The sequence below is a fragment of the Micromonospora sp. NBC_01739 genome, assembly GCF_035920385.1.
Taxonomy (GTDB): domain Bacteria; phylum Actinomycetota; class Actinomycetes; order Mycobacteriales; family Micromonosporaceae; genus Micromonospora.
Map to the genome: position 1 here is coordinate 4,795,045 of NZ_CP109151.1, position 21,736 is coordinate 4,816,780.

Sequence of the window (21,736 nt, forward strand, 5' to 3'; positions counted from 1 at the left end):
CGACGCGGACGGTCACGCCGGCGCCCCCACCAGGTGCTTGAGCACCGAGGTGAAGAAGCCGAGGCCGTCGAGGGAGGGGCCGGTGAGGGCCTCCACCGCGTGCTCGGGGTGCGGCATGATGCCGACCACGTTGCCGGCCGAATTGGTGATGGCCGCGATGTCCCGCTGCGAGCCGTTGGGGTTGACCCCGACGTACCGGGCGACCACCCGGCCCTCGGCCTCGAGGGCGTCCAGGGTGGCGGGGTCGGCGACGTAGCAACCCTCACCGTTCTTGACCGGGATCAGCACCTCCTGGCCAGGCTGGAAGGCGTTCGTCCAAGCGGTGCCGGCCGACTCGATGCGCAGGATCTGGTCGCGGTTGCGGAAGTGCAGGTGCTGGTTGCGGGTGAGCGCCCCGGGCAGCAGGTGGGCCTCGCAGAGGATCTGGAAGCCGTTGCAGATGCCGAGCACCGGCAGGCCACCGGCGGCGGCGTCGATGATGGTCTCCATCACCGGGGCGAACCGGGCGATGGCCCCGCAGCGCAGGTAGTCACCGTAGGAGAAGCCGCCGGGCAGGACGACCGCGTCCACCCCGTGCAACTCCGGGTCTCCGTGCCAGAGACGTACCGGTTGGGCGCCGGCGATCCGGACCGCCCGGGCGGCGTCCCCGTCGTCGAGCGAGCCGGGGAAGGTCACCACACCGACCCGCGCGGTCACGACCGGGCTTCCGCAGGCTCGTCGGCCTCTACCAGGCGGACGGTGAAGTCCTCGATGACCGGGTTGGCGAGCAGCTTGTCGGCGATCTCCCGGGCCCGGTCCAGGTCCGGTTCACCGGTGAAGTCGATCTCGATGCGCCGACCGATCCGCACCGAGGCGACATCGTTGACACCGAGCCGGGGCAGCGCGTTTGCGACGGCCTGGCCCTGCGGATCGAGGATCTCGGGCTTGAGCATGACGTCGACGACGACGCGAGGCACTGGGCACTCCTGACTGTGTACGCAGTTGGGTGCCGACCCACAACGGGCGAGCGCAGCCAGCCTACCTGGCAGGAGTCGCGCCGAACGCACCGGTGGGAGGGGCGTCGGACAGCGCCGGTGGCCGCCCGCTCGGCCCTTTCAGGATCGATACGGGTTCGTTGCTGTCCCGATACGGCTTTGTTGTCCGATCTCCCGGCGCGTTGCGTAATGGATCATCGGGGACAGTTCGGCAGAGCCGGTCGGAAGTCGGACGGGGGATGGCCGGGCGGGCCGACTTCGGGAAATCCGACTGTTACATCACTCTGTTTCTATGTACCTCTTGTGAAACACCTCACCCGGCTCTACGGTACATCGTCAGACGTCGATTTATCGACGTAGCGGCGACGGATCACCCCCTACCCGTCGCCGCAGGTCGACCCGGTAACCCGGGTCCCGCGACCCCCGAAGGAGCCCTACCGATGCGCATCCGATCCCTGCTCGCGGTCCTCGCCACAGCCCTGGCCGGCGTGCTCGGCGCCAGCTCCGGCGCCGTCGCCGCCCCCGTCGGCCCGTACATCATCGGCGGCGGGACCGTCTCCTCCGCGCCGTGGGCCGCGGCGGTGCTCAGCAACGGCTCGTTCACCTGCTCCGGCACGATCATCGCCCCGCAGTGGGTACTCACCGCCCGGCACTGCCTCGGCGGCACCATGTCCGTCCGGGTGGGCAGCGTCAACCGCACCTCCGGCGGGGTCACCCGCACGGTCAGCGCCACCTACGGCCGCTACGACCTTGCCCTGATGCGCCTGTCCAGCGCGGTGAGCACCACCTACGTCACGCTGGCCAACAGCAACCCGCCGCTCAACTCGACCAACACCATCTTCGGCTGGGGCATGACCTGCTACAGCGGCTGCTCGGCCTCCACCCAGCTCAAGACCGCGTCCGTCCGGGTGACCAGCAACAGCGTCACCGACGCGTACGGCGGGCAGGCGATCCGGAGCACCCGGATCAACGGCAACGCCTGGCGGGGCGACTCCGGCGGCCCGCAGTTCTACAACGGCGCCCAGGTCGGGGTCGCCTCCACCGCCGACGGCCAGAGCATCCAGAACTACGGCAGTGTCGCGTACAACCGGGCTTGGATCACCTCCGTGGCCGGTGTCTGACGGAAAGCGTCCGAAGCGGCGCGGAAGGTGGGCTACGCGCCCGCCGTCCGCGCCGCGTCGTTTTTCAGCATCCGAGCAGGTGAACAAGGCTCACGTTGCTCGGTGTCGGTGCCTGACAGCATCGAAACCGTGCTGGTCGTGACGACGGATCAACTTCCCGGCTACGAGATCCGCCAGATCCTCGGCGAGGTGGTCTCCTCGATGGCCAGGACCCGCAACCCGTACCGCGAAGGGGTCAAGAATCTCCGAGGTGGCGCGTACGACCCGATGGCGCCGGACAACCTCACCCGGTGGCGTACCGACTCGGTGGCCCGACTCGGCGAGGAGGCCCGCCGGCTCGGCGCGAACGCCGTGGTGGGGATGCGGTTCGACAGCCGCGACTGCGGCGAGATGTGGATGGAGATCTGCGCCTACGGCACGGCCGTCATCGTGGCACCCAAGGTCCCCGACGTCATGCCCCCGGACCAGCCGCTGATCGCCGCCGAAACCGCCACCGACCCGGCCTTCGCCGACACTCCCGGCGGCATCGCCGAACCCGCCAGCGCCCCCAACCTCCGCACCGCCCCAGAAACCCCCACCCGCGACAGCTGACCCACGCCGCTGCCCTGCCGCCCGCGGCCCTTGCCCGCGACCCCCGCGGCCCACCGACCCCTGTCCGCGCCGATCTTGCACTTTCGGTCGCCGATATGCGGCTTTCGCCCGCTGATGCCCCGACAGAAAGTGCAAGATCGGCGCGCGAGGCGGGGGCGGGCGAGGGCGGAGGGCGTGCGGGGGCAGGGCGGGAGGGGTGGGGGTGGGGGTGGTTAGAGGATGGGGGGTGGGGTGTAGGTGGCGGCTTGGGGGTGGGACTGGACGATCTTGGAGATGCGGGTGGTCACCGCCTGGATCTGGGCGGGGGCAGCGCCTACGAAGGCGGCGCGGTCGGCTACCAGGGCGTCGATCTCGGGGCGGGACAGGCCCAGGCGGGAGTCGGCGGCCAGGCGGTCGAAGAGGTCGTTGTCGGGGCTGCCCTTCTCCCGCATGGCCAGGGCCACCGCGACCGCATGCTCCTTGATCGCCTCATGGGCGGTTTCCCGGCCGACGCCTCGGCGGACGGCCGCCACCAGGATCTTCGTGGTGGCCAGGAAGGGCAGGAACCGCTCCAACTCCCGGTTGATCACCGCCGGGTAGGCCCCGAACTCGTCCAGCACGGTGAGGAAGGTCTGGAACAGCCCGTCGGCGGCGAAGAAGGCGTCCGGCAGGGCCACCCGACGCACCACCGAGCAGGAGACGTCGCCCTCGTTCCACTGGTCGCCGGCCAGCTCACCGACCATCGACAGGTACCCCCGGATGATCACCGCGAAGCCGTTGACCCGCTCCGAGGAACGGGTGTTCATCTTGTGCGGCATCGCGCTGGAGCCGACCTGGCCCGGCTTGAAGCCCTCGGTGGCCAACTCCTGCCCAACCATCAGCCGGATCGTGGTGGCCAGCGACGAAGGCGCGGCAGCGGTCTGCGCCAGCGCCGAGAGCACGTCGAAGTCGAGCGAACGCGGGTAGACCTGCCCCACACTGTCCAACACCCGGTTGAAGCCGAGGTGTTCGGCGACCCGCCGCTCCAACTCGGCCACCTTCTCGGCGTCGCCGTCGAAGAGGTCCATCTGGTCGGCGGCGGTACCCACCGGCCCCTTGATCCCGCGCAGCGGGTAGCGGTCGATCAGGTCGGTCAGCCGCTCGTACGCGATGATCAGCTCCTCGGCAGCCGACGCGAAGCGCTTGCCCAGCGTGGTGGCCTGCGCCGCGACGTTGTGCGACCGCCCGGCCATCACCACCTCGGAGTACTCGTGGGCGTGCGAGGCCAGCCGGGCCAGCGTGGCCACCACCCGATCCCGGATCAGCTCCAGCGACCGGCGTACCTGAAGCTGCTCGACGTTCTCGGTGAGATCCCGAGAGGTCATGCCCTTGTGCACGTGCTCGTGCCCGGCCAGCGCACTGAACTCCTCGATCCGCGCCTTGACGTCGTGGCGGGTCACCCGCTCCCGCGCCGCGATCGAGTCCAGGTAGACCTCGTCCAACACCCGCTCGTACGCCTCGACCACCCCGTCGGGCACAGCCACACCGAGGTCGCGCTGTGCCTTGAGCACGGCGAGCCAGAGTTGCCGCTCCAGGCGGATCTTCTCCTCCGGGGACCAGAGGGCGACCAGTTCGGGCGAGGCGTACCGGTTGGCGAGCACGTTCGGGATCGTCGTCACCCCGTCATTCTCCGGCACCCACCAGCCAGCCCTCGACCACCCCTCACCAGCAGTGACGGTTCCCGGTGGAGGCGGGCCCGGTGCCTCGAGCGTGGTACTTGCTCGGCAAGAACGTCTTCCCAGTAGACCCCCTCCCGGGGCGCCGTTCCAGCGGTAGAGTGCGAGCGCGAAGACCCCAGACCGGTCCCTGGTAGTCGCGTGTCGGCAGGCCAAACCGCTGGGGTTAAGACCTCGAAGAGGGCCACCCGAACCGGTGGCCCTCTTCGCTTTCTGCATCAGCCCTTACCGCTTTCAGAAATGAAACGTTGTCGTGGACCGACTGGCGGCGGGATCCGGGTGGCGTCGCGCCTCGCGTACCTGAGTCGTAGTTCCTGTCGAGCTGCTAGCGCAGACGGATCACGTCGCCGTGGGGGGCCGGATCACACCTCCGGTACCTCATTCACGGTCGCGGTCACCGCCAGGGTCTTCGTCTGCTTGCCGTGGGAGTTGCGCACGGTCAACTGGTAGGTGTGCCGCTGCACGTCGCCCCCGGCCCCCTCGCAGGGAAAGGTGAGGGTTTCGCTGCCGGTGGGCGGGTAGTTGTCGGCGTACACGCCCTGGCCGTCGACGGAGAGGGCAACGGAGTCGACGTTGCCGACCTTCCACTCCAGGACGACCGGCGAGCCGGGGATCGGGTTGACGTTCGTCCCAGCCGGGCAGGAGGGCTTCTGGGCAACCCGGAAGTAGGTGATGGTCGGCCCGGTGCCCGACTTGGTCCCGGACTGTCCCCCGCCGGTCGAGCCGCCGCCGGTCGAGTTGTTGCCGGTGGAGCCGCCGCCGGTCGAACCACCGTCAGTCGAACCACCTGCGGTGGGCTCAGAGGCAGCGGTCGGGTCGGATACGGCGGCCGGATCAGACGCTGCGGTCGGATCAGTGGTTGCCGGTGCGCTGGGCGCCGCCGCAGTCGAGGCGGACTCCGGGCTGGTGCCGGTGGTAGTGCAGCCGCTGACCACAAGGACAACGGTCAGGGCGACGATGGATGTACGGAGCAGGACTTGACCACTCATGACCACTCCTTGAAAGCGCGCCGCCGGTGGCTCCGGGGCGCAGGCTGTGGTCCACAGTAGAGACGACCAACAATAGCTTCCGACCACGGCGAGCAACGCGATCCTCACCCGCTTCGTAGACCGGGTGCAGCGGCTCGCGACCTGCAAATAGAGCCGCACTCAGAAAGATCTCGAACCTACCGGCGTTTCCGCGCACACCGGGGGAGCACCATCAATCAAGGGGGCCGTTGCGAACTGCCGAGAGGAAGCTGTTCCAACTGTCGGAGGCATAGACGAGGGCGGGACCGGTGCGATCTTTGCTGTCGCGGACGGCCACCCGGCCACTGCCATCGAGGATCGGCCCGGCCTCGACACAGTTGCCGCCGCCGCTCGGGCTCCTCGTGCTCACGTGCCAGGCCACCGGCGGCAGTAGTAGCGCGGATGCCGCCGTGTGCCTCATCGCCGTCTACTCCAACTGATCGATCAGGTCAGACACGAGTGCGAGCCCTGTCTGCGCGGGGAGAGCCATCCCGCGCAGCCGATCGTAGGTCCGGAGTAACGACTCCGCCAGGCCATCTTCGACGACGAGGCTGCCGGCAGGCGTCCAGATGCACCCGGCGAGCGGATACGGCGGACGCATCCGAAAGACGTTGAAGCCTCCCTCGGGGCTCGGATGCGCGCCCGCAGCGGAGGGCAACACCAGCAGTTCGATGTGACTCCGCGTGGCCATCGTGGACAAGTGCTCCAGCTGTTCCCGCATCACGGTGGCTCCGCCCACGGTTCTGCGGAGAGCGCCCTCGTCGATGACGACGGAGAGCCTCACCGGCTCGTCACCGTCGAGTCGGCGCTGACGGGCGAGCCGGATCTCGACATAGCGGTTGATCTGCTCCTCGGTGGCGTCGATGTCCACCGCGCGGATGATCGCCTCGGCATACGCCTTGGTCTGCAGCAGGCCGGGGAGCACGACGACGTCGAAGGAGTAGATCTCCGTCGCCCGACTCTCCAACCAGATCCAGTCGATCAGCGAGCCGACAACGTCGGCCGCAAAGCCGTCCCACCAGCCCTTCTGCCAGACATCCTTCGCCATGGTGGTCAGGTCGGCGCGACGCCGGCCATCGTCCACACCGCAGATGTCGAGGTAGGCGAGCACTTCGGGCACCCGGGCCGCCACGACACCGGACTCAAGGCGACTGACGGTCGAGGCGTTGCGATTGATGTAGTCGCCCACGTCTTTGAGGGTCAGCCCGGCTGACTCGCGCATCTCCCGGAGCTGCTGGCCGAGCCACTGAGCGCGTAGCGTCGCCGCCTTCACCATGTCGCCTCCTCAGCTCCCACTTAAGAGTCAGCGAGAAACGCGGAAAATGCAAGCTTGCACAGACGCCACTCTGCATGCATGCTGCTTGTACGTACAGTGATGGCGACGTCACCGTTGCCAAAGAAGAGTGGACCGGGGTGGGGCGGTTTGGCGGCCTCTCCCACTCCCGGTCCGAGACGAGTCGAAGGGAGCAGTCACGCTGGACGCACCCGGGGATCGACTCCCCTTCTGTCTACCACCGAAGGCGCTCGACGCGCGTACCCGGTGATGGGCGTGGTGTGTCCATGGTGGCCGCTTCCGGTCGTACTCCGGTGTCGGGTCGAGCCTGCCCGCACCGGTCCGTGACGGGGCGGGCGTACGCCCGCCGCCCGGCAGCCCCCGCCTGTGGCCGCGATTCCCCCTGCGGCCCGGTGGCGATGCCGTGCGCCCGCCCCTCGCCTGACGGGAGTGGGAGATGGGACTGACCGGCGGGCCGCCGTTGCGGGTCGGCGCGGTGGTGGAGGTGCCCGAGCAGCATTACTGCTACGGCCTGGGCACGCTCACCTTGCGGATCGTGGAGATCGGTCGCCGGGAGCGACACAGCGACGGGGTCTGGATCCGTCTGCGCGGTGTCGATCTCGGCGATCCGCGCGGCCCACGGCAGCGTCGGGTGCTGGCCCGGCTCGACGCCGTACGCCTCAGTGTCGCCCCCGCCTGGGTCGCGCATGTGCCCGCCCGGCCGAGTTGGGACTGCTCGGGCTGCGGGCGGCCGTGGCCGTGCCCCGACCGGCGGCGTCGGCTGTTGGATCGGTACGCGGGCCAGCGGGTAGCCCTCGCGGTCTACCTCGCCACCCAGTTGGTCGATGCGGTGTCGGATCTGCACCAGGTGCCGCCCGCGAACCTCTACGGGCGGTTCCTGGGTTGGCTGCCCGACCCGGGCGAGGATGATCCGACCGGGTCGGCGGCGAGTTGACCTGATCCGGCGATCAGCGTTCCAGAATGGCGGTGACGCCCTGGCCGCCGGCGGCGCAGATCGAGATGAGTCCGCGACCGCCGCCCTTCTCGTCTAGGAGTTTGGCCAGGGTGGCGACGATCCGTCCGCCGGTGGCGGCGAAGGGGTGTCCGGCGGCCAGCGAGGAGCCGTTGACGTTGAGCTTGTCGGTGTCGATCGCACCCAGCGGGGCGTCCAGGCCGAGCCGCTCGACGCAGAACTCCTCCGACTCCCACGCGGCCAGGGTGGCCAGCACCTGGGCGGCGAACGCCTCGTGGATCTCGTAGTAGTCGAAGTCCTGCAGGGTCAGGCCCGCGCGGGCGAGCAGCCGGGGTACCGCGTACGCGGGTGCCATCAGCAGTCCCTCGTCACCGTGTACGAAGTCGACCGCGGCGGTCTCGGACCAGGAGAACCAGGCCAGTACGGGCAGGTTGTGCTCGGCGGCCCACTGTTCGCTGGCCAGCAGCACGGTGGAGGCGCCGTCGGTCAGGGGGGAGGAGTTGCCGGCGGTCATGGTGGCCCGGTCGGCGTCCGGACCCTTGGCACCGAAGGCCGGCTTTAGGGTGCCGAGCTTCTCCAGGGTGGTGTCGGGGCGGAGGTTCTGGTCGCGGGTCAGCCCCAGGTAGGGGGTCATCAGGTCGTCGAAGAACCCCCGGTCGTACGCGGCGGCCAGCCGCTGGTGGGAACGGAGGGCGAGCTCGTCCTGGGCCTGCCGGTCGATGTTCCAGCGCAGCGCCGTCTGTGCGGTGTGCTCCCCCATGGACAGGCCGGTACGCGGCTCGGCGTTGCGGGGGATCTCCGGCTTGAATGCCTGGCCCGGACGCAGCTTCGCGGCGACCTTCATGCGCTCGCCCATGGTCCGGGCGGAGTTGAGCTGGAGCAGGGTGCGACGCAGGTCCTCGTTGATGGCCAGCGGGGCGTCCGAGGTGGTGTCGACCCCACCGGCGATGCCCACCTCGATCTGCCCCAGGGCGATCTTGTTGGCGATCAGGATGGCGGCTTCCAGGCCGGTGCCGCAGGCCTGCTGGATGTCGTACGCCGGGGTGCGCGGGTCCAGCTTGGAGCCGAGCACCACCTCGCGGGTGAGGTTGAAGTCCTTGGAGTGCTTGAGCACCGCCCCGGCGACCACCTCGCCGACCTGCTGTCCGGCCAGGCCGAATCGGGCGATCAGGCCGTCCAGGGCAGCGCCGAGCATGTCGGAGTTGCTGGCGCTGGCGTAGCGGGAGTTGGAGCGGGCGAAGGGGATGCGGTTGCCGCCGATCACCGCGACCCGTCGAACGTTCTGCACGATCCGCCTCCTCGAAAGTGTTGCCCGCACCTTACTCACCAGTAGGCTACGCCTATGAGCGACAGGTACGCGAGCTTCGTCCAGTCGGGCGCCGGTAGGGCGCTGGTCAAGCGCCTCGGCCTGCCCGATCCGCCGCGGCTGCGCCGGTACGCCCCCGGTGAGCCGATTCTCCCCGGGCCGGTGCTGCTCGGCAGCGCCTCGGGTGGTCGCCTGGCCGAGCCGGTCGGCAAGATCCTGGCCGCCGCCGGGCTGGCCCTGCGCGATCCGGCCACCGCCGTGCCCGATCCGACGACCGGCCGTACGCCGGACAGCGCCGCCCTGGTCTACGACGCCACCGGCATCACCGACTCGACCGGGCTGAGCCAGCTCTACGACTTCTTCCACCCGCAGGCCCGGGCGGTGCAGCCCAGCGGCCGGGTGATCGTGTTGGGCACTCCGCCGGGCGAGTGCGCCACTCCCCGCGAGGCGACCGCCCAGCGGGCCCTGGAGGGGCTGACCCGCAGCATCGGCAAGGAGTTCGGCCGCGGCACCACCGCTCAACTGGTCCATGTGACCCGGGAGGCCGACGAGGGCACCTGGACCAGCCTGGAGGCGACCCTGCGGTTCCTGCTCTCCGGCCGGTCGGCGTACGTCTCCGGGCAGGTGATCCGGGTCGGTGCCGGTCAGGCGACCGCGCCGGTGGACTGGGACCACCCCCTCGACGGGCAGGTGGTGCTGGTCACCGGGGCAGCCCGGGGTATCGGTGCGGCCCTGGCCCGGGTGCTGGCCCGCGACGGGGCTACCGTGCTGGCCCTGGACATCCCGGCGGCCGGGGACGAGTTGGCTGCGGTGGCCAACGAGATCGGCGGCAGCGCGGTGCAGCTCGACCTGACCGCCACGGACGCGCCTACCCGACTGGCGGAATACCTGGCCGGTCGGCACGGGCGGGTGGATGTGGTGGTGCACAACGCCGGCATCACCCGGGACAAGACCCTGGGCCGGATGGACCCCGACCGCTGGAACCAGGTCATCGACGTCAACCTGTCCAGTCAGGAGCGGATCAACGACCTGCTGTTGGAGCGGAAGCTGATTCCGGCCGGTGGGCGGATCGTCGGGGTCTCCTCGATCGCCGGGATCGCCGGCAACCGGGGGCAGACCAACTACGCCACCAGCAAGGCCGGGGTGATCGGGCTGGTCGACTCGCTGGCCCCGGTGCTGCGGGAGCGGGGGATCAGCGTGAACGCGGTGGCGCCCGGGTTCATCGAGACCCGGCTGACCGCCCGGATTCCGCTGGTGGTGCGGGAGGCGGGTCGGCGGATGAACAGTCTGGCCCAGGGCGGGCTGCCGGTGGACGTGGCCGAGACCATCGGTTGGCTGGCCTGGCCGGCCTCCGGCGCGATCAGCGGCAACGTGGTCCGGGTCTGCGGCCAGAGCCTGCTGGGGGCGTGATGGCCCGACGCAGTCCGCACGAGGAACCCGACGACCTGTCCGTCGGGGAGTTGATCGACGGGCCCACGGAGATCCTGAACCGGGAAATGCTGGCCGCCGCGCTCGCCGGTGAGGGCCGCGATCCGGCGGCCACCCAGGATCTGACCAGCGCCGCCGCACTCGTCTGGGAGGGCCACGACGCCGGGGCCACCCAGGATCTGACCAGTGCCGCCGCGTCGGTCGTGGGGCCGGCGGCTCGGGAGCGGGTGGAGTTGTCCCAACTGCCCGCGCCGGGGCCGTTGTATCGCCGGGCGTTGCTGGGGGTGGTGCCGGGGCTGGGCGGTCGGCGGGGTGCGGAGCTGCCGGCGGTGGAACTGGTGGTCAAGGGGGTGGCGGTGGATCCGCAGCGCCTGGCCGACTACGACCGGGTGTGCGGATTCCGGTTGGCGGACACCCTGCCGGCGACCTTCCCGCACGTCATGGGCTTCCCGCTGGCCCTGCGCCTGATCACCGCCTCGGAGTTCCCGATCCCGCTGACCGGGGTGGTGCACGTCGGCAACCTGATCACGGTGCACCGGCCGGTCACCGTGACGGATCGGCTGGACTTCACCGCCTGGGCGGAGAACCTGCGGCCCCACGATCGTGGACGGCAGGTGGATGTCGTACTCGTCGGGTCGGTCGACGGGGAGGAGGTGTGGCGCGGGGTCTCGACGTACCTGGGGAAGCAGCGCACCCCGGACGGCGGTGAGCGGCGCGACCGGCCGGAGCGGCCCGCGCCGCCGGCCCCTTCCGCCCGTTGGCGGGTCGAACCCCGCATCGGTACGGAGTACGCCCGGGTCTCCGGGGACCACAACCCGATCCACACCTCCCGGCTGGGTGCCCGGCTGTTCGGTTTCCCCCGGCCGATCGCGCACGGCATGTGGAGCAAGGCCCGGTGCTTGGCCGCCCTGGAGAACCGGCTGCCGCCGGGGTACACGGTGCAGGTGGCCTTCAAGCTCCCGGTGCCCTTGCCCAGCACGGTCGCCTTCCACGCCGAGCGCTCCGGCGACGACTGGGACTTCGCCCTGCACGACCAGCGGGGACGCCCGCAGTTGGTGGGCTCCATCCGCTGAATCAGGGCCGGGCACTTGCCCGGCCCTGATTTTCGCGCTAGGTTGTTCTCACATAGAGATGTTCTCAAAGTGAGAGTGATTACCGATGAACGAGCAGGACTTCCTCGCCGCGTACGACCCGTCGGCCTACCCCGCCACTGCGGTCACCGTCGACGTGGTCGCCCTGACCATCCGGGACAACGCGCTGCACCTGCTGCTGATCCGCCGCGCCGAACAGCCCTACGCGGGCCACTGGGCGCTGCCCGGCGGCTTCGTCCGACCCGACGAGGACCTGGCCGCCGCCGCCCAGCGGGAGTTGGCCGAGGAGACCGGCCTGGGCGGTGACCGGTTGCGCCGGGTCCACCTGGAGCAGTTGGCCAGCTACGGGGCCCCCGAGCGGGACCCCAGGATGCGGGTCTTCTCGGTGGCGCACCTGGCCTTCGCCCCGGACCTGCCCGACGCGACCGCCGGCACGGACGCCGAGGAGGCCCTCTGGCTACCGGTCGCCGAGCTGCCGAACCGGGACCTCGCCTTCGACCACCGCCAGATCGTCGCCGACGGGTTGGAGCGGGCCCGGTCGAAGCTGGAGTACACCCCGCTGGCCACCCGCTTCCTGGGTCCCGAGTTCACCATCGGCGAGCTGCGGTCGGTCTACGAGACGGTCTGGGGGCAGCCCCTGCACGCCGGCAACTTCCACCGCAAGGTGCTCTCGGTGCCCGGGTTCGTGGAGAGCACCGGCACGAGCACCGAGCGCGGCGGCAGCCGAGGCGGCCCACGGGCCCGGCTCTACCGGGCCGGTGACGCCCAACTGCTGCACCCGGCCCTACTGCGGCCGACCCGAGAGGACGCGGTGCGATGAGGACCGACGAGGCGATCCGCCTGGTCGGCGGGGCCCGCGACGATGACGAACTGTTCGGTCTGGACGAGCCGCAGAGCCGCTACCGGGAACTGGTCGCCGCCCTGCACCCCGACCGGCTCGGCTCGGCCGGGCCCGGGGTACGGGCCGAGGCCACCGCAGCCTTCGTAGAGGTCACCACCCGTTGGCGCAACCGTCAGGTGACCGAGCTGCACGGCTACCGCTGCGGCCAACCGGTGCACTCCGGCGACCTGGCCGACCTGTACGACGTAGGGGAGGATCGGCTGCTCAAGCTCCCCCGGGTCCCGCACGACAACGACCTGATGCTGCGGGAGGAACGCGCGCTGCGTCAGCTCGCCGAACGCGGCGACCCGCGCTGGCTGCCGTACGTGCCCCGGCTGGTCGACAGCTTCGCCCACCAGGACACCGCCACCGGGGCCGAGCGGCGGATCAACGTCCTGGCCACCGCACCCGGCCTGCACAGCCTGGTAGAGGTACGCCAGGCGTACCCGGACGGGCTGGACGCCCGCGACGTGGCCTGGATGTGGCGACGGCTGCTGGTGGCGCTCGGCCTGGCCCACCGGGCCGGGGTGGTGCACGGCGCGGTGCTGCCGCCACACGTGCTGATCGAGCCGGAGGCGCACGGTGTCGTCCTGGTCGACTGGTGCTTCTCCACCGAGCCCGGCGGGGTCGTGCCCGCCATGGTGCCCGACTACCAGGACTGGTACCCGCCCGAGGTCACCGGCGGCCGGCCCGCCGGGCCCGGCACCGACATCGCCATGGCCGCCCACTGCATGGCCTGGCTGATGGACGGACACGCCCCAGCGGAGCTGCGGGCCTTCATCAAGGGCTGCCGCCAGCCCCACCTGGCCGCCCGCCCGGACGACGCCTGGCGACTGCTGGGCGAACTCGACGAGGTGCTGGAACGCCTCTACGGCCCCCGCACCTTCCGACCCTTCACCCTCAACCCGTAAGGAGGCTGCCATGGGCAGCGGAATGTGGTCCACCGACGTGTACGACGCCGCCGACCGGTACCGCCGGGCCACCGGCACCAGCGCCTTCGCCTACAGCGACAGCGGTGCCCGGAAGGTGCACCCGGCGCTGGACCCCCGCGATGCGATGCGGGAGAGCCGCGACTCCGCGGAGCACCCGCAGTCGACCCCGGTGGCGGTGCTCTTCGACGTGACCGGCTCGATGGGGCACGTGCCCCGCACCCTCCAGGCCAAGCTGCCGAAACTGCTGGGGCTGCTGCTGCGCCAGGGGTACGCCCGGGACCCCCAGATCATGTTCGGGGCCATCGGCGACGCCACCTGCGACCGGGTGCCCTTGCAGGTGGGGCAGTTCGAGTCCGACAACCGGATGGACGACGACCTCGGCCGGATCGTGCTGGAGGGCGGCGGTGGCGGCCAGATGATGGAGTCGTACGAACTCGCCCTGTACTTCATGGCCCGGCACACCGTCACGGACAGTTGGTCCAAGCGCGGTCGGCGGGGCTACCTGTTCATCATCGGCGACGAGCTGGCGTACCCGAAGGTGAAGGCCGCCGAGGTGACCCGGCTGCTCGGCGGCAACCTGCGCGAGGACGTGCGGCTGAAGGAGATCGTCGAGGAGGTGACCCGCCGCTGGGACACCTACTACCTGCTCCCCGCCGGCAGCCACTACGCCGGCAACCGCAAGGTGCTGGACTTCTGGCGCGGCCTGCTCGGCCAGAACACCCTGGAACTCGACGACCTGGACGCGGTCTGCGAGACCATCGCCCTCACGGTCGGTCTCGGCGAACAGGCCATCGACCTCGACACCGGCCTGCGGGACCTGGACCGGGTCGGGTCGACGGCCACCGGCACGGTGTCGAAGGCCCTGGCCCGCCTCGGCAACACCGGACGACGCACCGAGACGTCCCGGCTGCCGGCCACCGGGACCGGCCGTGGCGGAGTCGTGCGGCTGTGAACGGGCTGATGACGGGCCGGGACGGGCTGGACGACGAACACACCATCGTGGTCGACCTCGGGTACGGCGACGCCGGAAAGGGCACGGTCGTGGACTGGCTCTGCGCCACCCGGCCGGTGCAGATGGTCGTCCGGTTCAACGGGGGCGCGCAGGCGGCACACAATGTCGTCCTGCCCGATGGACGGCATCACACCTTCGCCCAGTTCGGCGCCGGCACCTTCCACCCCGGGGTCTGGACCCACCTGTCCCGGCACGTCGTGGTCGACCCGTTGGCCCTGGCCGCCGAGGCCGATCACCTGGCCGCCGTCGGGGTGCCGGACGCCCTCGACCGGCTGACGGTGGACGGGGAGGCCCTGCTGGCCACCCCGTACCACCGGGCCGCCAACCGGGCGCGGGAGTTGTCCCGGGGAGCCGACCGGCACGGTTCCTGCGGGCTGGGGGTGGGTGAGGCCGTCGCGTACGGCCTCACCCACCCCGACGAGGCCCCCCGGGTGGCCGACTGCCACAGCCCCCGGCGGCTGCGCCGTCGGTTGACCGCACTGCGGGACCGGCTGGCCGCCGAACTGGGCCCATTGGACGCACCACCGGTCGAGGACTGCCTGCCGGCCTTCACCGCCTTCGCCGAGCGGGTGGCGATCGTCGACCGCTCCTGGCTGGCCGGGGCGCTGCGGGCCGGGCCGTGCGTGTTCGAGGGGGCGCAGGGGGTGCTGCTGGACGAGTGGCACGGCTTCCACCCGTACACCACCTGGAGCACTACCACCTTCGCCAACGCGGAGTCGCTGCTGGCCGAGGCCGGGATGGGCGGGACGGCGACCCGACTGGGGGTGCTGCGGACGGTCACCACCCGGCACGGGCCGGGCCCCCTGGTCACCGAGGACCCCACCCTGCCGCTGACCGACCCGCACAACCCGACCAACCCCTGGCAGGGGCGCTTCCGGTTCGGCCACTTCGACGCGGTCGCCCACGCGTACGCCCTGGCGGTCGCGGGTGGGGTGGACGGCCTGGCGCTGACCCACCTGGATCTCGCCGAACGTGGTCTGGACCTGCGCATCTGCCGCCGCTACGACGGGCTGGACCGGCTCCTGCCCGGCCCGCCGGGCGATCTCGACCGGCAGGCCGAGCTGACCGCCCGCCTGCTGCGGGCCCGCCCGGTGTACGACGAGGACTCCCCCACCGACTGGCCACAGGCGGTGGTCGAGGCGCTCGGCGCACCGGTCCTGCTCACCTCACACGGCCCCACCGCCGCCGACAAGAAGCTGCTCGCGAGGGTGTAAGGAAGGGCACCTTATTAACGCCTCGTGTAGAGGAAGGGCCCCTTATTAACAGCCGGTGCCCTGAGCATGGAGTCATGGAGACCGCGCTCGACCTGCTCCGGCAGACCCTCAGCTCACCCTGGGTGTACCTGCTGCTGTTCGGGCTGACCGCGGTCGACGCGATCTTCCCGGTGGTGCCGGCCGAGGCGGCGCTGATCACGGTCACCGTGCTGGCCACCGGTGGTGAACCGAACCTGGCGCTGGTCCTCGTGGTGGCCGCGCTCGGTGCCGCCGCGGGCGACCACCTCTCGTACGCCGTGGGGCGCGGCGGCGGATCACGCAAGCTAGACCACTCCCCGGCCGACAGCCGCCGCCGGGCCGGGTCGGAGTGGGCCCGGCGGGCGGTGGACCGGCGCGGCGGCATGATCCTGGTGGTGGCCCGCTACGTCCCCGGCGGGCGGACGGCGGTCACCCTGACCATGGGAGCGGTCCGTTATCCCCTGCGGTCGTTCCTGCTGTACGACCTGATCGCAGCGGTCACCTGGGCGTTCTACTGCGTGCTGCTCGGCATCTTCGGCGGGCTGGCCTTCGAGCGCAATCCGTTGCACGGAATCCTGGCCGGCATCGGCCTGTCGGTGGCGATCACCCTGGGACTTGAGCTGATCCGCTGGCTGCGCCACCGCGCCCACCGTCGGGCCGCATGCACGTCGAATCGCGAGTGTTAAAAGGGGGCCCTTCCTCTACACGAGGCGTTAATAAGGTGCCCTTCCTTACTGCTCGGGTGGGTGCCAGGTGTTGCCGTGCAGGAGTTGACCGGCACCTAGCCAGGCGACGTTCATCATCCGGGTGGCGGTCTTCTCCGGGTCGGCCTCCGGGTGGTCGGCCAGCCAGTCACCCAACGACTCGGTCGCCCCGACCAGGGCGTACGCGACCACTTCCAGCTCGGTTTCGGCCACCTCGCGCCCCTCGGCGCGCAGTGCGTCGTCGAGCATCCCGGCGACCACCTCGATGATCCGCGCCCGCATTCCGGCCAGTTCGTCCGCGAACCCCCGCTCGGCACGGGCCTGGCGGTAGAGCACCGCCCAGCCGTCCCGGTGGGCCCCGACGAAGCCGAAGAAGGCCCGCAATCCACGCCAGAGCCGTTCGTCGGCCTTCAGATCGGGCATCGCGGCAGCGGCGATGGCCTCCATCATCCGGGTGCCCTCGCGGTGCAGGCAGGCGACGAAGAGCTCCTCCTTGGTGCCGAGATAGGCGTAGACCATGGGTTTGGAGATGCCGGCTCGCTCGGCGACCTCGTCCATGCTGGCCCCGTGGTAGCCATGGCGGGCGAAGACCCGTACGGCGGCGTCGAGCATCTGTTGCTCACGCACAGCCCTGGGTAAGCGTCGGAAGGTGGGCCTGGTGGACACCTTGCCAGCATACCTACTCACACGTAAGGTTACGCCGGAGTAACTACTGTCCGAGAGGTGCCTTTCATGACTGACTTCGACCCGGCCAACTTCGCCAACGTCGGCCCGAAGGAGTTCGCTCAGCTCGTCAAGTCCACGCCGGACAGCAAGCTGAACGAGGTGATGTCCGGTGAGCTGCGCGGCAAGATCCTCGGAGAGGTCTTCGGGCGGATGCCGCAGCTGTTCCGCGCCGACCGGGCCGGCGCGACGAACGCGGTCATCCACTGGAACATCACCGGCGCCCCCGACGGCGGCACGGACACCTACGAGGTGGTCGTCGCCGACGGCGCCTGCACGGTCAACGAGACCCCGCAGCACGACCCGCGGCTGAGCCTGACCCTGGGCCCGGTCGAGTTCCTCAAGGTCGTCTCCGGTGGCGCCAACCCGGTCATGATGTTCATGACCGGCAAGCTCAAGGCAAAGGGTGACCTGGGCCTGGCCGCCAACATCGCGAACCTCTTCGACATCCCCAAGGCCTGAGATGGTCGAGTTCTCGCTCGACCTGACCGAGGAACAGCGGGATCTGCGCGACTGGGTGCACGGCTTCGCCAGCGAGGTCGTGCGCCCGGCCGCGGCCGAGTGGGACGCCCGCGAGGAGACCCCCTGGCCGATCATCGGAGAGGCGGCGAAGGTCGGCCTGTACGGCTTCGAGTTCCTCGCCACCTGCTGGGCCGACCCGACCGGCCTGTCCCTGCCGATCGCCAGCGAGGAACTCTTCTGGGGTGACGCCGGCATCGGCCTGAGCATCTTCGGCACCGGGCTGGCGGTGGCCGCGATCTACGGCACCGGCACCCCCGACCAGCTCGTCGAATGGGTCCCCCAGTGCTTCGGCGATGTCGACTCCCCGGCCGTCGCCGCCTTCTGTTCCAGCGAGCCGGAAGCCGGTTCGGATGTCGCTGCCATGCGTACCCGGGCCAGCTACGACGAGGCGACCGACGAGTGGGTGCTGCGCGGACAGAAGGCGTACGCCACCAACGGGGGGATCGCCGGGGTGCACGTGGTGGTCGCCTCGGTCGACCCGGAACTCGGCTCGCGCGGCCAGGCGGCGTTCGTCGTACCCCCGGGCCCCCCCGGGCTCAGCGCCACCCGCAAGCTGCGCAAACTGGGCCTGCGGGCCTCGCACACCGCTGATGTCTTCCTCGACGAGGTACGGGTTCCCGGGCGGTGCCTGCTCGGGGGCAAGGAGGCCCTCGACGAGCGGCTGGCCCGCGCCCGGGCCGGGAAGCGCTCCTCCGGTCAGGCCGCGATGCGGACCTTCGAGTTGTCCCGGCCCACCGTCGGCGCGCAGGCTCTCGGGGTGGCCCGGGCCGCCTACGAGTACGCCCTCGACTACGCCAAGGACCGGGTCCAGTTCGGTCGGCCGATCATCACCAACCAGGCGGTCGCCTTCACCCTGGCCGACATGAAGATGGAGATCGACGCCGCCCGGTTGCTGGTCTGGCGGGCCTCCTGGATGGGCCGCAACAACCGGCCCTTCACCGCCGGGGAGGGCTCGATGTCGAAGCTCAAGGCCGGTGAGGTGGCCGTCTCGGTCACCGAGAAGGCCGTCCAACTGCTCGGCGGGGCCGGCTTCCTGCGTGACCACCCGGTGGAGCGGTGGTACCGGGACGCCAAGATCTACACCATCTTCGAGGGCACCTCGGAGATCCAGCGTCTGGTCATCTCGCGGGCGATCTCCGGCATGCAGATCCGCTGACCGCCTCGGCCCGGCCGTGGACCTCACCGGCGCGTCACCTCCGGCCGGCACCCGGCGAACGGGTGTCGGCCGTCTGGCGTCCGGCCACCTCCCGATGGATGATCGGAAGGAATTCGAGCCGTCCGGGCGGGGAACCGAAGGAGGTACGCGGTCGTGGAGCTGCCATTCGTCGTCGCCACCCTGACCCGGCGGGGCCTGCTCACCCCGGGGCGGCCGATCCGGGTCGCCTCCCAGCTCAGCGCGCTACGCACCTGGGGTTGGAGCCTGGCCGGTGAACTCCGCCAGGCCGCGGCGCGCGACCCCGACCGGATCGCGATCATCGACGACCAGGGCACCCAGCTGACGTACGCCGAACTGCTCGACCGCTGCCTGCGGCTGGCCCGCGCGCTGCGCGCCGGACTGGGCGTCGCCCCCGGGGACCGGATCGGCGTGTTCGGCCGCAACCATCCGGGCCTGGTGGAGACCATCGTCGCGGCCACCCTGCTCGGTGCGGACGCCGTACTGATCAACACCGGCCTCTCCCCGGCACAGCTGACCACAGTGGCGCAGGAACAGCAGCTACGGGTCCTGGTGCACGACGACGAGTTCGCCGAACGGATCCTCGGGCTGCCGGCCGACCTGCGCCGCCTCGACGAGCGGGCCCGGGAGGAACTGATCCGCACCGCCCTCCCCGGCGAGCTGCAACCCCCCGAGCGGGACGGCCGGATCATCGTGCTCACCTCCGGCACCACCGGAGCGCCGAAGGGCGCCCGCCGCCCCACCCCCACCGGGTTCGGTCCGCTGGTCGCCATCATCGACCGGATCCCGCTGCACGTCCGGGACCGGGTGATGATCGCCGCCCCGGTCTTTCACACCTGGGGGTACGCGGCCCTTCAGGTCTGCCTGGCCCTGCGGGCCACCATCGTGCTGCACCGCCGCTTCGACCCGGCCACCACCCTGGAGGCCCTGGAACGCCACCGGTGCCAGGCCCTGTTCGCGGTGCCGGTGATGCTGCAACGCCTGATGGAGGTGCCACCGCCGGAGCACCGGCCGCTCCTGAAGGTGGTGGCGGTGAGCGGATCGGCACTGCCCGGCGGCCTGCCCTCGGCCTTCATGGACCGCTACGGCGAGGTGCTCTACAACCTGTACGGCTCGACGGAGGCCTCCTGGGCCTCCATCGCGGTCCCCGCCGACCTGCGTCAGGCCCCCACCACCGCCGGCCGCCCGCCGCACGGTACCCGGCTGGCGATCCTCGACGACACCGACCAGCCGGTCCCGGCGGGCCAGGTGGGACGCATCTTCGTCGGCAACGAGATGCTCTTCGAGGGCTACACCTCCGGAGCCGACCGGGAACGCCACGACGGCCTGCTGGACACCGGGGACCTGGGTCGGCTCAACACCGACGGGCTCCTCTTCGTCGACGGCCGGGCCGACGACATGATCGTCTCCGGCGGGGAGAACGTCTTTCCCTCCGAGGTGGAGAACCTGCTGGCCCTACTGCCCCAGGTACGCGAGGCCGCCGTCGTCGGGGTCCCCGACCCCGAGTACGGTCAGCGGCTCGCCGCCTTCCTCGGCCTGTACCCCGGCGAGACCCTCGACGCCGACGCGGTCCGCGAATACGTCCGGCACTATCTCGCCCGGTTCTCCGTGCCCCGGGACGTCGTCTTCGTCAAGTACCTGCCCCGCAACGCCACCGGCAAGGTGTTGACCCGCGAACTACGCGACTACATCGGTTGACCTGCGGCGGCGAGATCAACCCCGTTTCTGCGGAGTGGCGGTATTCGGAACAGCGGGATCCGCCATGCGGCCGTAACGGCGTACGCGCGGTGACGAACACCCCTACTGGCAGCGGCTCGGGGCAGAGTCCAGGGGGTTCCCCGATCCGGCTGCCCCCGCCCGCCCGCCAGGCTCGTCCCATGTGGAGCTTCAGACGTACCCTCATCGCCGGTGTCGCCCTCGGCGCCGTGCTGGCCGGCACCGTGCCCACCCCCGCCGGTGCGGTCCCCACCGCGCACCGGGGCTGCCACCTCGGTGCCCTCGATCCCAGCGGGCTGGTGGCAGCGGTCGGCACCATCCCCGACCAGAAACTCACCACCACCAGCGTCCACCTGCGGGTCACCACCCCAGCCGGATGCTTCAACGACACCTTCGGCGTCCGCGACCTGCGGTCTGCGGCACCGGTGCCGCCGTACGCCCGGTTCCGGATCGGCAGCGTGACCAAAGTCTTCACCGCCGTGGTCGTCTACCAGTTGGTGGCGGAGGGCCAACTGGACCTCGACGCGCCGGTACGGCCGTACCTGCCGGACCTGGTCCCAGCCCACTGGCCGGCGATCACCGTGCGGCAGTTGCTCGCCCACACCAGCGGCCTGCCCAGCCCGGTCCTGCCCGACGGGCTCGACTGGCAGCTGGCCCACCGCTACGACCGCTGGACCCCTGAGGAGATCGTCCGGACGGCGCTGGTGAACCCACCGGAGTACCAGCCCGGCACGGCGCAGCGCTACACCAACATGGGCTACATCCTCGCCGGCATCCTGATTGAGCGGGTGACCGGCAGGTCGTACGCGGAGCAGATGCGGCAGCGGATCTTCCAGCCGCTCGGGTTGCGCGACACGTACGCGCCCGGTGCCGCCACCGGCATCCGGGGTCCACACGTCCGGGGCTACCAGAAGGTGATCCGCGACGGGGGTACCGAACTGGTGGACGCCACCCGGTGGAGCCAGACTTTCACGCCCGCCTCCGGTGATCTCATCTCGACCCTCGCCGACCTGGACCGGTTCACCGCCGCCCTGTTCGGCGGCCGGTTGCTCGCCCCCGCCCAGCAGCGCGAACTGTTCAGCCACCCGTGGGCCGGCGCGGAACTGAGCAACGGCGGACTCTCCTCGGTACGGCTCCCCGACGGTCGTATCTTCTGGGGCAAATCCGGTGCCCGCTACGGCTACCAGGCGCTCATCGGCGGCATCGGGAACGGTGACCTGCGGGTCGCGTTCGCCGCCACCCCGACCGACGCCAAGGCCGACGGGCAGTCCGCACTCGCTCAGCGGCTTCTCGGTGCCATCCTGGCGCTCACCTGAGCGCCGGTGCCGGGCCGGATGCTCCGGTCCGGCACCGGGCAGTTGTTAAGAAGGGGCCCTTCCTATA

21 protein-coding genes and 1 pseudogene are annotated in these 21,736 nt (G+C 70.8%); 14 read left to right on the forward strand and 8 right to left on the reverse strand.

Translation table 11 applies throughout. The annotated features are described in order from the left end of the window. Positions 1–12: 12 nt before the first annotated feature. On the reverse strand, positions 13–696 hold the full coding sequence (gene purQ / locus OIE53_RS21725; RefSeq protein WP_327023360.1) for a phosphoribosylformylglycinamidine synthase subunit PurQ: 684 nt from the start codon (positions 694–696) through the stop codon (positions 13–15). Beyond that, positions 693–956 (reverse strand): phosphoribosylformylglycinamidine synthase subunit PurS, encoded by a 264-nt coding sequence (gene purS, locus OIE53_RS21730; protein ID WP_203999093.1) that lies wholly within the window; start codon positions 954–956, stop codon positions 693–695. The genes purQ and purS overlap by 4 nt, the downstream gene beginning before the upstream one ends. Positions 957–1,414: 458 nt before the next feature. Between purS and OIE53_RS21735 the strand changes: the two genes are divergently transcribed. Further along, on the forward strand, positions 1,415–2,095 hold the full coding sequence (locus OIE53_RS21735) for a S1 family peptidase (RefSeq protein WP_327023361.1): 681 nt from the start codon (positions 1,415–1,417) through the stop codon (positions 2,093–2,095). 27 nt (positions 2,096–2,122) lie between these two features. Continuing rightward, complete coding sequence (locus OIE53_RS21740) at positions 2,123–2,686, forward strand: YbjQ family protein (protein WP_327023362.1); 564 nt, start codon at positions 2,123–2,125, stop codon at positions 2,684–2,686. A gap of 212 nt (positions 2,687–2,898) precedes the next feature. Here the strand turns inward: OIE53_RS21740 and purB are convergent, their stop codons facing one another. The 4 genes from purB to OIE53_RS21760 form a co-directional block, all read right to left on the reverse strand. Further along, positions 2,899–4,323 carry an adenylosuccinate lyase gene (purB, locus tag OIE53_RS21745; RefSeq protein ID WP_327023363.1) on the reverse strand — a complete coding sequence of 475 codons (1,425 nt, stop codon included), beginning with the start codon at positions 4,321–4,323 and terminating at the stop codon, positions 2,899–2,901. 419 nt (positions 4,324–4,742) lie between these two features. Then, a complete protein-coding gene (locus tag OIE53_RS21750) occupies positions 4,743–5,369 on the reverse strand; it encodes a hypothetical protein (RefSeq protein ID WP_327023364.1) in 627 nt (208 codons plus the stop codon). Positions 5,370–5,580: 211 nt separating this feature from the next. Then, positions 5,581–5,808, reverse strand: a complete 228-nt coding sequence (locus OIE53_RS21755) for a DUF397 domain-containing protein (RefSeq protein WP_327023365.1) — start codon at positions 5,806–5,808, stop codon at positions 5,581–5,583. Positions 5,809–5,814: 6 nt separating this feature from the next. Further along, the gene (locus OIE53_RS21760) at positions 5,815–6,663 is read right to left on the reverse strand and encodes a helix-turn-helix domain-containing protein (RefSeq protein ID WP_327023366.1); all 849 of its coding nucleotides are present in this window, start codon (positions 6,661–6,663) and stop codon (positions 5,815–5,817) included. A 460-nt stretch (positions 6,664–7,123) separates the two neighbouring features. On the opposite strand from OIE53_RS21760, the gene OIE53_RS21765 reads away from it, so the two are divergent. After that, positions 7,124–7,615, forward strand: coding sequence for a hypothetical protein (locus OIE53_RS21765; protein ID WP_442791405.1), 492 nt, complete (start codon positions 7,124–7,126; stop codon positions 7,613–7,615). 13 nt (positions 7,616–7,628) lie between these two features. Here the strand turns inward: OIE53_RS21765 and OIE53_RS21770 are convergent, their stop codons facing one another. Then, a complete protein-coding gene (locus OIE53_RS21770; protein WP_327023368.1) occupies positions 7,629–8,921 on the reverse strand; it encodes an acetyl-CoA C-acetyltransferase in 1,293 nt (430 codons plus the stop codon). Between the two features lie 54 nt (positions 8,922–8,975). Between OIE53_RS21770 and OIE53_RS21775 the strand changes: the two genes are divergently transcribed. The 7 genes and pseudogenes from OIE53_RS21775 (at position 8,976) to OIE53_RS21805 (ending at position 16,200) form a co-directional block, all read left to right on the forward strand. Further along, complete coding sequence (locus OIE53_RS21775) at positions 8,976–10,349, forward strand: 3-oxoacyl-ACP reductase (RefSeq protein ID WP_327023369.1); 1,374 nt, start codon at positions 8,976–8,978, stop codon at positions 10,347–10,349. After that, positions 10,349–11,440: a MaoC/PaaZ C-terminal domain-containing protein gene (locus OIE53_RS21780; protein WP_327023370.1), complete on the forward strand. Its 1,092-nt coding sequence runs from the start codon at positions 10,349–10,351 to the stop codon at positions 11,438–11,440. Before OIE53_RS21775 ends, OIE53_RS21780 begins: the two co-directional genes overlap by 1 nt. Before the next feature lie 85 nt (positions 11,441–11,525). Then, positions 11,526–12,278 (forward strand): NUDIX hydrolase, encoded by a 753-nt coding sequence (locus tag OIE53_RS21785; RefSeq protein WP_327023371.1) that lies wholly within the window; start codon positions 11,526–11,528, stop codon positions 12,276–12,278. Then, complete coding sequence (locus tag OIE53_RS21790; RefSeq protein WP_327023372.1) at positions 12,275–13,249, forward strand: serine/threonine protein kinase; 975 nt, start codon at positions 12,275–12,277, stop codon at positions 13,247–13,249. The genes OIE53_RS21785 and OIE53_RS21790 overlap by 4 nt, the downstream gene beginning before the upstream one ends. 10 nt (positions 13,250–13,259) lie before the next feature. Then, the gene (locus tag OIE53_RS21795) at positions 13,260–14,222 is read left to right on the forward strand and encodes a hypothetical protein (RefSeq protein ID WP_327023373.1); all 963 of its coding nucleotides are present in this window, start codon (positions 13,260–13,262) and stop codon (positions 14,220–14,222) included. 8 nt (positions 14,223–14,230) lie between these two features. Then, positions 14,231–15,493: pseudogene (locus OIE53_RS21800) on the forward strand (adenylosuccinate synthetase); the annotation flags it as partial. A 77-nt stretch (positions 15,494–15,570) separates the two neighbouring features. Continuing rightward, complete coding sequence (locus OIE53_RS21805) at positions 15,571–16,200, forward strand: DedA family protein (RefSeq protein ID WP_327023374.1); 630 nt, start codon at positions 15,571–15,573, stop codon at positions 16,198–16,200. Between the two features lie 45 nt (positions 16,201–16,245). On the opposite strand, the gene OIE53_RS21810 is transcribed toward OIE53_RS21805, so the two are convergent. Further along, a complete protein-coding gene (locus OIE53_RS21810) occupies positions 16,246–16,884 on the reverse strand; it encodes a TetR/AcrR family transcriptional regulator (RefSeq protein ID WP_327023375.1) in 639 nt (212 codons plus the stop codon). 66 nt (positions 16,885–16,950) lie between these two features. Between OIE53_RS21810 and OIE53_RS21815 the strand changes: the two genes are divergently transcribed. The 4 genes from OIE53_RS21815 to OIE53_RS21830 all read left to right on the forward strand — a co-directional run bounded on the left by OIE53_RS21815 (position 16,951) and on the right by OIE53_RS21830 (position 21,669). Next, the gene (locus OIE53_RS21815; RefSeq protein ID WP_327023376.1) at positions 16,951–17,403 is read left to right on the forward strand and encodes an SCP2 sterol-binding domain-containing protein; all 453 of its coding nucleotides are present in this window, start codon (positions 16,951–16,953) and stop codon (positions 17,401–17,403) included. Between the two features lies 1 nt (position 17,404). After that, on the forward strand, positions 17,405–18,619 hold the full coding sequence (locus OIE53_RS21820) for an acyl-CoA dehydrogenase family protein (RefSeq protein ID WP_327023377.1): 1,215 nt from the start codon (positions 17,405–17,407) through the stop codon (positions 18,617–18,619). Between the two features lie 153 nt (positions 18,620–18,772). Beyond that, entirely contained in the window at positions 18,773–20,335 is a 1,563-nt protein-coding gene (locus OIE53_RS21825; protein WP_327023378.1) for an AMP-binding protein, read from the forward strand. A gap of 179 nt (positions 20,336–20,514) precedes the next feature. Further along, positions 20,515–21,669 (forward strand): serine hydrolase domain-containing protein, encoded by a 1,155-nt coding sequence (locus OIE53_RS21830; RefSeq protein WP_327023379.1) that lies wholly within the window; start codon positions 20,515–20,517, stop codon positions 21,667–21,669. Positions 21,670–21,736: the final 67 nt, after the last annotated feature.